A 15,329-nucleotide genomic window follows, 5' to 3' on the forward strand; every position below is an offset into this window, starting at 1 on the left:
GTCGATCCCACGCGCATCGGCGCGACGGGCGCCTCCGGCGGGGGCACGCAGACGTTCCTGCTCGCGGCCGTCGACGACCGCATCGCGTATGCGGCGCCAGTGAACATGGTGTCGGCGTACATGCAGGGCGGCTCGTGGTGCGAGAACGCGCCCGGACTCCGGCTCGGCCTCAGCAACCTCGACATCGCGGCGTCGTTCGCGCCCAAGCCACTCCTGCTGATCTCCGCGACCGGGGACTGGACCAAGCGCGTGCCGCAGGAGGAATACCCGGCGATCAAGCGCATCTACGATCTCTACAGCGCCGGCGACAAGCTGACGCAGCATCAGGTCGACGCGCCGCACAACTACAACCAGCAGACGCGCGAGCACGTCTATCGCTTCCTCGACCAGCAGGCGTTCGGCCGCACGGACGATGGCAAGGAGCGGTCGGCGCCGGTCGAGCGGCTCGGCGACATGCTGGCGCTGATGGGACGGACGCTGCCGGCGCATGCGGTGAACTACGACGGCCTGTTCGCCGACTGGCGTCGCGTCGCCACGGCGCAGGCCGAGGCGACGCAGGACCTCGGCGTGCTGCGCGCGCGACTGGCCAGTGCCGTGGCCTTGCCGTCGATGGCCGCGGTGACGCGCGACGCTGCGGGCATCATCTCGCGCGGCGAGGGCGATCACGTGCCAAGCCTGTGGACGCCGGGCAAGGGACGGCCGCTCGTGGTGATCCACCCGGATGGCGCGGCGGCGGGCGCCGCACTACCGGAAGTCAGTGCCGCGAAGAAGGCCAGGCGGCCGGTGCTCGTGCTGCAGGTCTTCCAGACGGGCTCGTCGAAGGCGGATCGAAAGCGCAGTCATAACCATTGGCTTACCTTCAACGTGAGCGACGACCAGGCGCGCGTGCATGACATCGCCGCGGCATTGGCGTGGCTGCCTGCCGATGCCGATGTCTTGGCCGTGGGCGCCGCCCGCTACTGGGCGGCCGTGGCCACGGCTGCCGCAGGCACACGCGACACCCTCGCGTTCGACGTGGCAGCACTTTCGGCGGACGACCAGGCCCTGCAGACGCAGTGCTTCATCCCGGCACTCCAGCGCGCAGGTGGCCTTCGCGTCGTGCAGCGCCTCGTCAACGGGAGTGGCTCGTGGGCATCCTCAAGGCAGGGTTCATCGCGGCAGTACTGACACTGGGAGCGGTGGCGGCGCACGCGCAGTCGCCAGCCACCGTGCACGACACGCAGTTCTGGCTGTTGCTGCTCGGGCAGATTCCCGTCGGCGACAAGTACGTCGTCCACCTCGAGGCGCAGCCCCGCTGGAAGAACGACATGCAGGACAAGGACCAGTTGCTGCTGCGTGCGGCGCTGGGCCGCCGGCTCGGGCCCCGCGTGACCGTCTGGGGCGGCTACGGCTACATCCCGCGATGGTCGGGCGACACCGTGTTCCACGAGCAGCGGATCTGGGAGCAGGTGTCGTCGACGTTCCCGAAGGTGGGGAAGTGGGCGCCCTCGATCCGCCTGCGCCAGGAGCAGCGCTTCCTCGAGCAGTGGGGCGACACCTCGCACCGCTTCCGCGCCCTCGGCCGTTTGGTGCGCCCGATTGGCGCGAGTCCGTGGTCGGTGGCCGTGTGGGACGAGTGGTTCTACACGCTCGACGAGACGGTGGGCGGTCCGCGCCAGGGCTACGACCAGAACCGCTTCTTCGTGACCGTGCTCCGCAAGATGTCGCCCTCGGTGACGCTCGAGGGCGGGTACCTGTGGCAGAACGTGCCGGGGACGGCCACCAAGGCCGAGCGACAGGGGCACACGCTGTTCACGTGGTTCACCTACGCCCCTCCCGTGAAGAAGAAGGCGACACCCTAGGGCCGGTCCGAGCCGCGGGATGGGCCGCTGGGCCCGCAGGTGCGGGTGAGCGAGGATCCGCGCAACCTCTCGCAGTGGGGCGAACTGGCGCATCGCGTGCGGGAGCAGTTCCGCGTCACCCGCCCCCTGCCCGGGGCGGCGTCGTGGACACTGGTGATGCCCATGTAGGCAAGGCTGCTCACTCACACACCGTGATGCGGCCAAGTGCGAGGTGCAGGCGTCTATCCAAGGGTGACTCGAGGTCCATGGAACACCCGACCCGCCGGGGAGACCAACGCCACAGAGGCGGGCAGCGTGGTCCCCTTCAGGGCGGCGACCGAGCCGTCCGGCTCCGCGCCGGCAGCGATGAGGGAGCGTGAGCTGCTCGCGGCGTGGCGAGAGGCCCATTGGAGCCTGCAGGAGCGCCTTCGGGAACTGCCCGCGCCGGACGCCCACGACGTCGACGCGCTCTACCAGACCGCGCGCAAGGCCGACACCGAGCTCACCGCGCTGTACCAACGCCGCGCCGAGGCGTTGGCGCGGCAGGTCCGCGACCTGCTGGTGCAGCGGGTGTCTGTGGCCAGCACGATCGCCCCGGCGGCGTCGGTGCCGACCGTGGGCCGAGCGGAGGCCAGTGGGGGAGAGGCCGAGGCCGCGCTGCTGGCCTGGTTCCGGGCCCTCCCGCCCGAGGATCGGCAGACGGTGACTGCGCTGGCCGAGCGCCTGGCGCGGCGCTGACGCCCGCCGGAGCGGGCTCGAGGGGCCGTCCGAAGTCGAGCTGGTGCTGACGCTGTCAGCACCATTTTTTGGCGCCCGTGTTTCGCCGTATCATCGCCCTGTGCCGCCCAAGCTCTGCACGGTCCGCTTCGAGGACGCCGACGGGACCGTCCATGCGGTCACCGTGATGGCGTCGAGCCTGTACGAGGCCGTCGGCCTGGCCGTGCAGGCGTTCCGAGCGCAGGCATGGACGCCGCCCGTGCCGCCTGCCGCGCCGCTCGCTGTCGAGGTGCGCCAACCCGCCGTCGAGCACCGCGTCACGGTGCAGGCCGTCCGACAGTGGGCCAGCGCATCGGGCCGTTCGCCCGCCGAGCGGCTGCAGCGCGAGCGCGTGCGCTCGCTGCTCGCGAGTTCGTGAGGGCCGCGGCTCTGCCGTGATAGAACCTGCCCCATGGACCCCAGCCACTCCGCCTTGCCGGTCGTCGACGATGTCGTCCGTGTCCCTGGGCTGGGGGACGTCGTGCCGGCGATGCGAGACGAAGTGGCGGGCCTCGGTCTGCTCGCCCAGTTCGCGCTGCGGGCCGGGCGCGATGCCTCCCTGCGACCGCTCGCCGACCTGGCGTCGGACGCCGTGATCGGCGTCCACAGTGGGTGCGCGCTGCTGGCGCACCGCGTGCCGGGGCTCGCGGACTGGCAGGAGGCCCTCGCGCACCAGGCGGCGACAGCGGCTGCGCTGCAGGCCATGCAGTCCTATCGCGCGCCCGGGGCGACGGCGCGCATCGGCGACCTTGCCGTGGTGCTCGAAGCGCACGCGCGCTCGGTCGCGACGGCGCAGGCCGCGCTCGAGGCACGGCTCCTGTCCGCAGCACGTCTCCAGGGGCCGGACGGCTTCGGCCCGGCGTCACACGCGTAAGCAGCCCCTACCTGAACTCCTGCACCACCGTGACAGTGCCGTCCAGCACCACGACGGCGCACCCGAGGCGCGTCCATGCCCGGTTGGCGAGGGCCTTCCGGTGCGCGCCGCGAGGGCCCTCCTGCCACATGACGTCGAGGCCCTGGCGCACCACCTCGGCGACCGTGCCGTAGCGGTCGAGCGGCCAGCGCGGCACCTGGTTCTCGGCGCGCGAGATGCCGCCGCCCTTGGTCTTTCTGAACCAGGCGTGCGGGCGACGCTTGCGTGAGTCGTAAGCAGCAGCCTCAAGAGCGAAGGCCTCGAGTTCGGCGTCGCGCTCGAGCGGTGGTACCCCTGCGGCGCGGCGGTAGTCGTTGGTGATCGCCACGCAGGACTGGATGGCTGCCTCGAGGCTCGTGCCCGCCGCTGGCGTGGTGACCTGCCGGGCGCGCGCGATCATCGCGCCGGGCCATGCACCGACGACTAGCAACGCGCACAGCAGCACGCACGCTACTGGTCTCGGGCGTCTCGCAGCGGTCGTCATGTCACCGGTCCTGCTGCGCATCGAGCCAGCGATAGGCCGCGGGTGCCAGGAGCGCGGCGACGTACCAGACCGCGGCGCTCAATGCGGCTCCAGCGGCAGCCCTCACGAGCGAGGGCACGGGGATGTGCATGCGGCCGATGTCGAGGGCGGGGGAGTCGCGGCCAGCGAGGCCGATCAGCAGGAGCAGGGCTGTCGGCACGAAGGGCAGCAGTCGCGTGAACGGATCCTCCAGGTGTCGCCCGAGGCCGATGGCCAGCGCCGCGAGAATCAGCCAGAACAGGCCCCACTGCACCATCGTGACCGACGGGGCGGCGTCCATGGCGACCGTCGGATCCCACTGCGCCAGGATCGTGACGGCCGCCGCGACGAAGGCGAGCAAGGCGGCCAGGAGTGCCTGCAGTGGCATGTCCCGATTCTCCTCCCGCAAGGGCCGGCCGCGCCATCGCCGCGGCTTCGCGGCGTCGGAGGCCTGTTGCCTGCCCAGATGCCCTGGCGGACAAATAGTTACAGGCATGTGGTATTTTCCCGCCACCTCATCCAAGGTCAGTCCCGATGCGTCGTGGTTGCGCCGCGCGTGATTACCGTTGCCAGGAGTCACCCATGTCCGCAGGCGTCACGGTCGCTCGCGCCGGTCTGGTCCTCTTCCTGCTGTGCGTCGTCTGCCCATTCCGGGGCACGGTGCAGGCGCAAGCGGCCGACGCCGATGGCGATGGCCTGCCCGATGCCTGGGAGGTGCAGTTCGGGCTCGACCCCGCCTCTGCAGCAGGCGACAACGGCGCGTCGGGGGATCCGGACCGGGACTTCTCGACCAATCTCCAGGAGTTTTCGGCGGGCACGCATCCCCGCGGCTTCAGCACCCGCTACCTCGCGGAAGGGGCCACCGGCGCGTTCTTCGACACGACCGTGGCCATCGCCAACGCCGACCCGTCGGCGACGGCACGCGTCCTGTTGCGCTTCCTGACCGGAACGGGTGCGGTGATCTCGCGGGTGGAGACGATCGGCCCGCACTCGCGGCGCACCGTCATCCCTGAGCAACTCGCGGGTCTCGAGGCCGCGGAGTTCTCGACGGTCATCGAGTCCGATGTGCCGGTGGTGGTGGACCGGACGATGCGCTGGGACGCGGGCGGTTTCGGCAGCCACGCCGAGACGGCGATCGTGTCGCCGGGCACGACCTGGTACCTGGCCGAGGGCGCAACCCACTCGAACTTCGACCTGTTCTATCTGCTCCAGAATCCGTCGACGCAGCCTGCGGCCGTCACCGTCACGTACCTGCGGCCCAGTCCGCTGCCTGCCGTGACCAGGCAGTACACCGTGGCGCCCCTCAGCCGCTTCAACATCTGGGTGGACCAGGAGGGCCCGGACCTCGCCAACACCGACGTCTCCGCGATCATCCAGGTCACCAACGGCGTCTCGATCATCGTCGAGCGCGCCATGTACCTGAACGCCGGCGGGCGGGTCTTCGGCGCTGGCCACGAGAGCGCCGGCGTGCGGTCGCCCTCGGCAACGTGGTTTCTCGCCGAGGGTGCCACCGGCTCGTACTTCGACCTGTTCGTCCTGATCGCCAATCCCTACGACGTGGCCGCCGATATCGAGGCCCGGTACCTGCTGCCCTCGGGAACGGTGCTCACGAAGCGGTATCGCGTCGAGCCGAAGAGTCGCTTCAACATCTGGGTCGACCTCGAGGATCCGGCGCTGGCCGACACCGCGGTGTCGACCACGCTCACGTCGCTCAATGGCGTGGGTGTGATCGCCGAGCGGGCCATGTGGTGGCCAGGGCCGACGTCGGCGACGTGGGCCGAGGCGCACAACGCCGCCGGGGCGACAGCGGCGGGATCGCGATGGGTCCTGGCCGAAGGCGAGACTGGAGGGACGGCGTCGAGCGAGACGTACATCCTGATCGCGAACACGTCCAGCCGCAGCGGCGATGTGTTGGTCCGCGTCCTGTTCGAGGACGGCGCCACGGCCGAGCGCACCTACACGCTGAGCCCGAGCAGTCGCTTCAACGTCCCGGTGGGGCTCGACTTCCCGGAGGCCGTCGGCAAGCGATTCGGCGCCGTGGTCGAGGCGGTGGGCGCACAGCCGCTGGATCTCGTCGTGGAACGCGCGGTCTACGACTCGCCCGGCGGTGAAGTGTGGACGGCCGGGTCCGACGCGCTGGGGGCCCTGACGCAGAGCACCACCGACAGCGACGGCGACGGCGTGACCGACGTGGCCGAGGCCATCGCCGGGTCGAACCCGCAGTCGCCCGACAGCGATGGCGACGGCGTGTCCGATGGCGAGGAGGCGGCGAGACGGACGTCGCCGACGACACGCGAGACTGCCCGCGTCGTGATCGATCCGGTCAACGGCGAACGCGGCGTGGCGGTGAGCCGCGAAGTGATCGCGCGGTTCTCGCAGCCACTGGCTCAGAGCACCGTGCTCGACGCCAGCCGCTTCTACGCCACGTTTGCCGGCCAGACGCTGCCGGCGCGCATCGACCTGTCGTCGGATCGCCGCAAGGCCACGCTCTTCTTCGCTGCGCCGCTGCCGTCAGCGTCGCGGGTGCGGGTCGTGCTGGACGGCAACGCCCTGGCGACGGTGGGCGGGCCGGCGGTCGACGCCGATGGCGACGGCGACCCGGGTGGCGTCGCGGTGGCCGACTTCGAGACGACGAGCCTGTCGCGCATCGCGGGCACCGACGTGTGGGGCTACGTGTACGACGCCTACACCCTGGCGGGCAATGGCGGCAACCGGCCGATCGTCGGCGCGACGATTCGTGTCGATGGCTTTCCGCAGGCCAATGCCGTCACCGACGCCAACGGCTACTTCATCCTGCGCGACATGCCGGCGCCGGAGTTCTTCGTGCACATCGACGGCACGACGGCGACCAATGCGCCTGCCGGCTTCATGTACCCGAGCGTCGGCAAGCCGTTCCACAGCGTGGCGGGGCAGTCCACGCAGCTGACGATGGATGGGACCACGTTCCACGTGTACCTGCCGCCGATGGCGATGGGCGACGTCACGACCCTGAGCAGCACGGCGACGACGCGCGTTGGGTTCGGTCCTGCCGGTCGCGCGCAGTTGGCAGCGCTCTTTCCGACCATCGACCCCGCACTCTGGCAGCAGGTGGCGGCGACGGTCACGGCCAACGGCGCCGAGAACGACGCCGGCACGCCGGTCACGCAGGCGGTCATCATCCCGGTGCCGCCTCAGCGACTGCCGGCGCCGCTGCCGCCGGGCGCGCGCCCGCAGTTGGTGATCTCGGTCCAGGCGTTGGGCGCGACCAATTTCGACAGGCCGGCGCCGGTGTGCTTCCCGAACCTGCCCGACGCGGTCACCGGCCAACTGGCTGGCCCAGGCACGCTCCAGGAGTTGATGTCGTTCAACCACGACGCGGGGCGATGGGATCCCGTCGGTACGATGCGCGTGGACACCGAGGGCCGCCTGGTCTGTACCGAGCCAGGGGTGGGCGTGCTGGCGCCAGGCTGGCACTATCCCGCGCCACCGCCCGCGGGGCCCTGCGAGGCGGGTCCGTCGGACGGCTGCGCGCCACAGCCGCCTCCCCAGGAGCCTGACAACTGCGGCGGCGCGTCCACGCTCGACCTCTCGGGCAATGGCCCCGTCTTCGCCGCGCAGGGTGCGGCGTGCCCGGTCAAGCCGCGGCCCTGGTGGGACTTTCTCGGGCAGACCCAGGACGCCGTGGATCAGTGGCTGCAGAACAACGTCTACACGCCGTATCAGAACGCGATGAATCAGTACAACCAGCAGTACAGCCCGACCACCGGGACGGGCATGCTGACCGGTCGTGCCGAGCCTGTCGCACCCGTGAGCGAACCCTTGCTGACCGCCGCCGCGCCGACGTTCCTGGACAACTGCCTGTCGCGCGCCGCTTTCGACGGCGCCATCCATCGCGCCAATGGTGCCCGTGCGGTGCTGATGGCCCTGGGCGCCAGCCGGAGTCCGTCGGCGATTGCCGACGTCGTCATCGCGTCGATGTTTGCCAGCCGCACGGCCGACGACATCGAGCAGATTCAGGCCCTGCAGTGCCGCGACGGCGCGACCACCGGCGGCACCGCCACCAGGCCGGACGAAGACGCGACGGCCGCGCAGATCATCCTGGCAGGCGAGCAGTTGGCGTCGGCGCTGTACCCGCTCGCAGTGGGGCGGGCGCTGGCGATGCCTGCCGACGTGACGGTGCAGGTCGAGGCGCTGCTGGCACAGGCGGCGTCCCTCGCGGGAGGCGATCCGATCCAGTGGCTGCGGTCCCATATCGTGGCGCTCGAGGGGCAGCAGGCCATCCTCGAGCGGACCATCGGCGAGGCGCCCGGCTACGACACCGCGCAGCCGTTGCCCTACGCGGCGCAGATTCTGACCACCACCGGTCTGGTGACCGATCGCGGCATGACGCGCGCGGAGTCGAACTACGCCCTCCTCGTGCCTCCTGACCAGACCGTGATCCAGAACACGTTCTACCTCGCGGAGTGGAAGCTCTTCGCCGTAGCGTACCCACGTCTGCGGCCAGCCGGGCGCACGCTGTTCCCGCGCTTCCACCTCGCGAACGCGACAACGAGTGACGGTGATGGCGACGGCCTTCCCGACGTGGCCGAGGGCGTCTACGGGACATCCTCCAACGACGCGGATTCCGACGACGACGGCGTGAAGGATGGTGCCGAAGTGGCGCAGGGCACCGATCCCCTCGACACGCGGCCAGCGCGCACGGGCGTCATTCGTTCGATCGATACGCCAGGCACCGCCGTGGACGTGTGCGCCGTGGGCGACGCGGGGCTCGTGGCCGATCGGTTGGCAGGAGTGACTCTTCTCGGTATCGATGCCGGGGGCATACCGACGGTCACCGGCAGGGTGGACACGCCGGGCGATGCCCTGGCGGTGGCCTGCGCGGGCCCCTATGCCGTGGTCGCCGACGGTTCTGCGGGCGTCGCCGTGCTCGACGTGCGAGTGCCTGCCGACGCGTTCATCCGGCATCAGATCGGCATCGGCGGCGCCGCTCAGGCGGTCGCCGTGGATCAGAGCGTCGCGTATGTCGGCACCACCACAGGCCAGCTGGTGTCGATCGACGTGGTGAGCGGCGCCATCCTCGACATGGCGACCCTGCCAGGGTCCGTGCAGGACGTCAGCATCGCCGGCGATGTGCTCTACGCGATGACCGACGGCGCCGTCCACACCTTCCCACTCGGTCCGTCGCTCGGACTGGCCAACAGCGTGGCCTCGCCGCGGCCCATCGCGCCGGGGCCTGCACGCCTGCGCCTGTTCGCTGGGACCGACACCCTCTACGCCACGCACTCGAAGGGCTTCAACGTCTTCGACCTCACGACCCCGCTGCTACCGTCGCTGGTCGTGGCTGGGACCAACCCGGAGTTCGGCTGGCGGCAGATCGCGCCGAACGGCTCCGGTCTCGGCCTGGCGGCCGTGGACGGCAATCAGGCGCTCGACGGCCCGCAGGACGTCGCGCTCTACAACCTGCAGAACAGGAGCGTGACGACCAACCGCCTGCTCACGATGCCGACACCGGGCGAGGCGTTTGCCGTCGCCATCGCCAACGGTTACGGCCTGGTGGCCGACGGGAGCGCTGGCCTGCAGGTCGTCAACTATGTTGCCGCGGACACGGGCACGAACCCACCGACGATGTCGGTGACGACCAACCAGCCCGCCGGGACCGCGGTGGAGGGCCGCATCTTCCGCGTGACCGCCCACGTCACCGACGACGTGCAGGTGCGTGCCGTCGAGTTCTGGATCGACGGGGCCCTGGCGCTGGTCGACACCGGATTCCCGTTCGAGTACCGGAGGACGACGCCACTGCGATCGCAGCAGTCGTCGTTCACGTTGCGCGTGCGCGCCGTCGATACCGGCGGCAATGTCGTCGACGGAGGCGTGACGACCATTCAGGTCACCGCCGATGTCACGCCGCCGGGCGTAGTCGGTCGAACGCCGCGCGATGGGGCGCAGGTCCAGTACGGCGTCTCGGCCGTGTCGGTCACGTTCGACGAACCCGTGCTCCCGTCGTCGATCACCACCAGCAACTTCCGGCTCTTCGCCGCCGGGACCGATGGCCTCGCCGGGACGGGCGACGACGTGCCCGTGGCGGTGACCTCGGTGGCCCTGTCGGGCGTGGATCGCGTGGCCCTGTTGCCCACCAGCGCCATGCTGACGCCTGGCCTCTATCGCGTCGTCGTCGGTCCTGGCATCAGCGACGTCATCGGCAATGCGACGAACGGGACGGAGGACTGGACGTTCCGGGTGGTGCTGGGCAACCTGGCCGGCGGTGAGGACTTCGCGATCACGGGCTCGATCGCGGCGCCGGGTGCCGAGCAGACGTGGGTGTTCCTCGGCAACGCCGGACAGCGGGTGTTCATCGATGGGCAGAACCCGTGCGGCTTCGGGTTCCAGGACCTGCGCTTCACGATGACCTCCCCATCCGGAAGCACGCTGTTCGACAGCCGGGACTTGTCGGGCTGTTCGCTCGATGCCGGCACGATCACGCTGCCGGCATCCGGCGTCTACCGCGTGCGGGTGTTCGGCATGTCCGGTGCGACCGGGACCTACGCGATGAAGATCTGGGACGTGCCGACTCCGGTCGCCGTGCCGCTCACGCTCAACCAGACGATCAGCAACGGTGCGCCCGCAGCGGGCGCCGGCAACATCGCACGGCCGGGCCAGTTCGATGTCTTCTCGCTGACGCTGACCGCCGGTCAGCGCCTCTACGCCGACGGCGCCAATCCCTGCGGCTTCGGCTTCCAGGATCTGCGGTGGCGGCTGACCCGCGACAGCGACCAGGCGGTGATCTTCCCGGTCTCCACGAGCAGCAACACGGGGGGGTTCTTGTCCGGCTGCTCGCTCGATGTCGGACAGATCACCATTCCGACCAGCGGTGCCTACACGCTCACCGTCTTCGGCTTCGACGACGATACGGGCACATACACGGCGACGCTGTGGGATGCCACGCCGCCCGCACCGGTGGCCTTGACGCTGAACCAGACGATCAGCAACGGCGTGCCGTCGGCCGGGCGCGGCAACATCGAGTGGCCGGGGCAGACCGACGTGTTCTCGCTGTCACTCTCGGCCGGGCAGCAGATCTATGCCGACGGTGCCAACCCCTGCGGGTTCGGCTTCCAGGATCTGCGGTGGCGGCTGACCCGCGACAGCGACCAGGCGGTGATCTTCCCGGTCTCCACGAGTAGCAACACGCAGGGCGATCTGTCTGGTTGCTCGCTCGATGTCGGACCGATCACCATTCCGACGACCGGTGCATACACCCTCACCGTCTTCGGCTTCGACAGCGCAATCGGGACCTACACGGCGACGCTGTGGGCCGTGACGGCACCGACGCCGGTTGCCATCAACGTCGGGGATACCGTGTCCAACGGCGTGCCGGTCGCGGGGGCGGGCAACATCGAGACGCCTGGCGCCAGCGACAGGTACACGTTCGCGGGGACGGCGAATCAGGTCGTCAACTTCGACGGGCTGAATCCTTGCGGCTTCGGTTTCCCCGACCTGCGGTGGACGGTGCGCGGGCCAGGCAACGAGGTCGTCTTCGACAATCTGGAACTCTCGGGCTGCGCCGTCGATCCCGGTAATCGGACACTGCCGGTCACGGGCACCTACACCATCACGGTCACGGGCGTGAATGGGGCCTTCGCGCCGTATTCCTTCAGGATTCAGTGATGTCCACCATCACGCGTCGGCGACACAGGCGACACGTGGTCACTCTGGCGATGGCCGCGCTGGTCATGGCGTCGTCGCCAGCACCCGCGGGCGCGGAGCGCGCCATCCCGCAGGCGCAGGCTGCCGCGCCCGGTGCGCCCGCGCTCGCGGCGACATTCGACGACAACGACGTCCTGCAGTGGAACACGCTCGCGTTGCAGGCGGTGCGACAGTCCAAGCTCGGCGCGCCGCTGGTGTCGCGCGCGCTGGCCATCCTGCATACCTGCATGTTCGACGCGGCCGCGGCGTACCACGACCGGGCGGTCGCCACGGCGTCTGGCGGACGGGGGCGGCGTCCCCCGGTCGAGCGGACGCTGTCCAATCGTCGCATCGCCATCAGCGAGGCGGCCTACGTCGCCTTCGCGGAGTTGTTCCCGCACCATCGACGCTTCGCTGACGAGCAGATGGCCAGGCGAGGACTGACGCCCCGCGCGCGTGCCGCCTACCTCACGCCGTCCGATGTCGGTCGCGCGGCGTGTGCCGCGGTGCTTCGCGCACGCCACCGCGATGGCGCCAATCAGTTGGGCGACGAGAACGGCGGGGCGCCCTACTCGGACTACACGCGCTATCGGCCTACCAACACGCTGGTCCGGCTGTCCGATCAGCGCCACTGGCAGCCCGTGGCCTCGAGCAACCTCGGTCCGTCCGCGTTTCTCGTGCCGCACTGGGGCCGCGTGACGCCATTCGCGTTCCGCCTTTCCTCGTCGTCGCGTCCGCCGGCGCCGCCCCTGCCGCCGAGCGCGCGATTCGCGGCCGAGGAGGCCGCCGTGCTTGCCATGTCGGCCGGGCTCACCGACGAGCACAAGGTGATCGTCGAGTACTGGATGGACGGGCCACGCAGCGAGACACCGCCGGGGCACTGGAACCTCTTCGCCCAGGGCGTCTCGCGGCGTGACGGTCACGACCTGGATCGCGATGTCGCGATGTTCTTCGTGCTCAACAACGCGCTGCTCGACGCCGGCATCGCCGCGTGGGACTGCAAGCGCCATTTCGACTCGGTGCGCCCGATCACCGCACTGCGCCAGAGGTACGCTGGGGAGCGCGTTCGTGCGTGGGGCGGTCCTGGCCGCGGCACGCGCGAGATCGATGGACGCGACTGGCTGCCGTACCAGCGCGCGAACTTCATCACGCCGCCGTTTCCGGAGTACGTCTCCGGCCACAGCACCTTCAGTGCGGCGGCGGCCGAAATCCTGAAGCGCGTGACGGGCAGCGACGACTTCGGTGGCAGCGTCACGGTGGCACCGCGCTCATCGTCGATCGAGCCGGGGATCACACCGCGCGTTGCGGTGACGCTGTCATGGGCGACGTTCACGGATGCCGCGGTGCAGGCGGGGCTGTCACGTCGCTACGGAGGAATACACTTCGAGAGTGCCGACATCGAAGGGCAGCGCCTCGGGCGTGCGGTCGCCGACCGTGTCTGGCGTCGCGCCCAGGAACTGCAGGGGCGGCCCGCGTCGTAGCGGCGTGTGTCCGGCGCAGCGGTGGTTCGCACACGTGTCAGGAATCGGTGAAGCGTGAACGCCGCGAGCGGTGTGTCCTTGGGGCGCGTCGTGGTCGTGGCTCTTCTCGCGTTGTGGCCTTCTGCCGACGCGGCAGCGCAGTCTGTCGCTGCGCCCACCCTCCAGCCCTACGCTGCCGACAGCAGCCCCTCGGCGGGCGCGCGCCCCGGCAGGCGAGACGGTTCCATGAGGGTGAGGCCGCAGCCCGCCGCGGCGCGCCAGTTGCGCGACAACGGAGGGCGCCTGCGTCTGCCGTTGCCTGGCGGGCGTGCGGTGGTCGCCGTGCGTCGACAGGTGACGAGTCTCGCCGACGGCGGAACCTTGTGGTCCGGCACGCTCGACGGTGAGCCAGGGCGGGTGCTGCTCGTGTCGCGTGGCGATGTGATGGCCGCGCTCGTCGAGACGCCGGACCGCACGTTTGCCCTGCTCCCCGGTGCGCAAGAGGGCCACCTCGTGGCCGACGTCACGGCGGAGGCCCGCGTGTGCGGCGGCGGGCGGTTGGCTGCGATGGCCGCGCCGGGGCGTGGCGACTCGGCGCCGGCGGTCCCCGCCGGCGCGTCGGTCGCGCTCCCGGCCGGGGCAACGTCCCCGGTGGTCGACCTGCTCGTGGTCTTCACCCCGGATGCGCGCATCGCCGCTGGCGGCGAGGCGGCCATCCTGGCGACCATCGAACTGGCCGTGGCCGTGACGAACCAGGCGCTCGACAACAGCGATGTCGATGGCCGCATCCGCCTCGTCGATGCCCGCGAGGTGGCCTACACCGAGTCGCGCCTGCTCACGGTCGACCTCGACCGGCTGACCACGCGTACCGACGGATTCATGGACGATGTCCACGGCCTGCGTGATGCGGTCGGCGCCGATCTCGTGTCCCTGATCGTCGAGCGCAACACGGCAGGCCTCGAGGGGCTCGGGTGGCTCATGCAGAGTCCGTCGTCGGCCTTCGAGTCGCTCGCGTTCTCCGTGGTCATGCGTCGCACGGCCGCGACACTGACTCTCGCGCACGAGCTCGGGCACAACCTCGGGCTGAACCACGATCGCGCCAATGCCTCCGCTCAGGGTGTGTATCCCTACGCGTATGGCTATCGCGACCCACCGTACTTCCGCGATCTGATGGCGTACTCGTGCCCAGGCACGCCGTGCCCGCTGATCTCGCACTTCTCCAATCCCGCGGTGCTGTACGCGGGACGCGCCACCGGACGCGCGGACTCGGAGGACAACGCCCGCGCGCTGCGACAGACGCTGCCCGTGGCCGCGGGGTTCCGCGGCGGCACCGGCCCGGTGCTGACGATGGCGACGCCTGCCTCGGTCACGACGCTCGGGGGCATGTCGGTGACGTTGTCGGGCACACGGCTGTCCACGGTGACCAGCGTGCGGATCGGATCGACGGAGGCGACGGCCTTCAGTGCCACGACCGGCGGTGCGCTCTCGGTGGTCGTTCCGCGCCGCCCACAGGGGCCTGCCGACATCGTGGTCGAGGACGCCGAGGGGCGCCAGTCAACGCTGCCGGGCGCGCTCGTCTTCGTCACGTCTGCCGCTGATGCCGACGGTGATGCGCTCGAGGACGCATGGGAACGGACGCTCGGGCTGCGTGCGGACGGGACGACCGCGGACGGCGCTGAGGGCGACCCGGACGGCGACGGCATCTCGAACCTGCGGGAGCGCCTCGATCACGGGCATCCGCTCGGTCGCGTGCAGCGATATCTGGCCGAAGGTGCCGCGACGACGTTCTTCTCGACGCGTCTGGCGGTGCTGAACCCGGGTGACACCGACGCGGGGGTGGTCGTGCGCTACGTGCTGCCCGATGGCACGCGTCGTTCGACGTCGTTCCGCCTGCCGGCCCGGAGTCGCCGTAGCGTGATGCCTGCCGACAGCGATGGGGTCGCCGGGCAGGCGTTCAGTACGGTTGTCGAGAGCGAGTCGGCGATCGTCGCCGATCGGCTCATGTGGTGGGATGCCACCGGGTATGGCGCCCACATGGAAACCGCGCTGCCCGCGCCATCGACCACGTGGTATCTGGCCGAGGGAGCGACCACGGGCGGCTTCAACCTGTTCTACCTGCTCCAGAACCCGAACCCGGCGCCAGCGAGCGTGCGTGTCCGCTACCTCCGCGCCGACACGACGCCGCTCGAAGCGCTCTACACCCTCCCGCCGACCTCGCG

Annotated in this window: 10 protein-coding genes and 1 pseudogene; 9 read left to right on the plus strand and 2 right to left on the minus strand. The window is 70.4% G+C overall.

Features of this window, described 5'->3' with window-relative positions; all coding sequences use genetic code 11:
• From ACIRDX_RS14595 to ACIRDX_RS14620, 6 genes and pseudogenes are all read left to right on the plus strand, one after another.
• Positions 1-1,167, plus strand: a pseudogene (locus ACIRDX_RS14595) (hypothetical protein); the annotation flags it as partial.
• The gene (locus ACIRDX_RS14600; RefSeq protein ID WP_396626172.1) at positions 1,128-1,841 is read left to right on the plus strand and encodes a DUF2490 domain-containing protein; all 714 of its coding nucleotides are present in this window, start codon (positions 1,128-1,130) and stop codon (positions 1,839-1,841) included. The pseudogene ACIRDX_RS14595 and the gene ACIRDX_RS14600, both read left to right, overlap by 40 nt.
• Positions 1,842-1,886: 45 nt before the next feature.
• Positions 1,887-2,009 carry a hypothetical protein gene (locus ACIRDX_RS14605; protein WP_396626173.1) on the plus strand — a complete coding sequence of 41 codons (123 nt, stop codon included), beginning with the start codon at positions 1,887-1,889 and terminating at the stop codon, positions 2,007-2,009.
• A gap of 177 nt (positions 2,010-2,186) precedes the next feature.
• The gene (locus ACIRDX_RS14610; RefSeq protein ID WP_396626174.1) at positions 2,187-2,558 is read left to right on the plus strand and encodes a hypothetical protein; all 372 of its coding nucleotides are present in this window, start codon (positions 2,187-2,189) and stop codon (positions 2,556-2,558) included.
• Between the two features lie 100 nt (positions 2,559-2,658).
• Positions 2,659-2,955 (plus strand): hypothetical protein, encoded by a 297-nt coding sequence (locus ACIRDX_RS14615; RefSeq protein ID WP_396626175.1) that lies wholly within the window; start codon positions 2,659-2,661, stop codon positions 2,953-2,955.
• 33 nt (positions 2,956-2,988) lie between these two features.
• Positions 2,989-3,450: a hypothetical protein gene (locus ACIRDX_RS14620; RefSeq protein WP_396626176.1), complete on the plus strand. Its 462-nt coding sequence runs from the start codon at positions 2,989-2,991 to the stop codon at positions 3,448-3,450.
• A gap of 7 nt (positions 3,451-3,457) precedes the next feature.
• Here ACIRDX_RS14620 and ACIRDX_RS14625 read toward each other — a convergent pair whose 3' ends face one another.
• Together ACIRDX_RS14625 and ACIRDX_RS14630 are read right to left on the minus strand one after the other, a co-directional pair.
• Positions 3,458-3,889 carry a CAP domain-containing protein gene (locus ACIRDX_RS14625; RefSeq protein ID WP_396626177.1) on the minus strand — a complete coding sequence of 144 codons (432 nt, stop codon included), beginning with the start codon at positions 3,887-3,889 and terminating at the stop codon, positions 3,458-3,460.
• 85 nt (positions 3,890-3,974) lie between these two features.
• Positions 3,975-4,379: a hypothetical protein gene (locus ACIRDX_RS14630; RefSeq protein WP_396626178.1), complete on the minus strand. Its 405-nt coding sequence runs from the start codon at positions 4,377-4,379 to the stop codon at positions 3,975-3,977.
• Between the two features lie 194 nt (positions 4,380-4,573).
• Here ACIRDX_RS14630 and ACIRDX_RS14635 point away from each other — a divergent pair, with 194 nt between their 5' ends.
• The 3 genes from ACIRDX_RS14635 to ACIRDX_RS14645 all read left to right on the plus strand — a co-directional run.
• Positions 4,574-11,632, plus strand: a complete 7,059-nt coding sequence (locus ACIRDX_RS14635; protein WP_396626179.1) for an Ig-like domain-containing protein — start codon at positions 4,574-4,576, stop codon at positions 11,630-11,632.
• Positions 11,632-13,131, plus strand: coding sequence for a vanadium-dependent haloperoxidase (locus tag ACIRDX_RS14640; protein ID WP_396626180.1), 1,500 nt, complete (start codon positions 11,632-11,634; stop codon positions 13,129-13,131). Before ACIRDX_RS14635 ends, ACIRDX_RS14640 begins: the two co-directional genes overlap by 1 nt.
• Before the next feature lie 225 nt (positions 13,132-13,356).
• On the plus strand, positions 13,357-15,329 hold a 1,973-nt coding region (locus ACIRDX_RS14645; RefSeq protein ID WP_396626181.1), incomplete at its 3' end, for a reprolysin-like metallopeptidase.

This window comes from Luteitalea sp. (genome assembly GCF_044337415.1).
Lineage (GTDB): Bacteria > Acidobacteriota > Vicinamibacteria > Vicinamibacterales > Vicinamibacteraceae > Luteitalea.

Bases quoted from the DNA above. Each gene is read 5' to 3' on its own strand.
- ACIRDX_RS14630 (WP_396626178.1), bottom strand. From the start codon at position 4,379: ATGCCACTGCAGGCACTCCTGGCCGCCTTGCTCGCCTTCGTCGCGGCG.
- ACIRDX_RS14610 (WP_396626174.1), top strand. From the start codon at position 2,187: ATGAGGGAGCGTGAGCTGCTCGCGGCGTGGCGAGAGGCCCATTGGAGC.
- ACIRDX_RS14635 (WP_396626179.1), top strand. From the start codon at position 4,574: ATGTCCGCAGGCGTCACGGTCGCTCGCGCCGGTCTGGTCCTCTTCCTG.
- ACIRDX_RS14625 (WP_396626177.1), bottom strand. From the start codon at position 3,889: ATGATCGCGCGCGCCCGGCAGGTCACCACGCCAGCGGCGGGCACGAGC.
- ACIRDX_RS14620 (WP_396626176.1), top strand. From the start codon at position 2,989: ATGGACCCCAGCCACTCCGCCTTGCCGGTCGTCGACGATGTCGTCCGT.
- ACIRDX_RS14640 (WP_396626180.1), top strand. From the start codon at position 11,632: ATGTCCACCATCACGCGTCGGCGACACAGGCGACACGTGGTCACTCTG.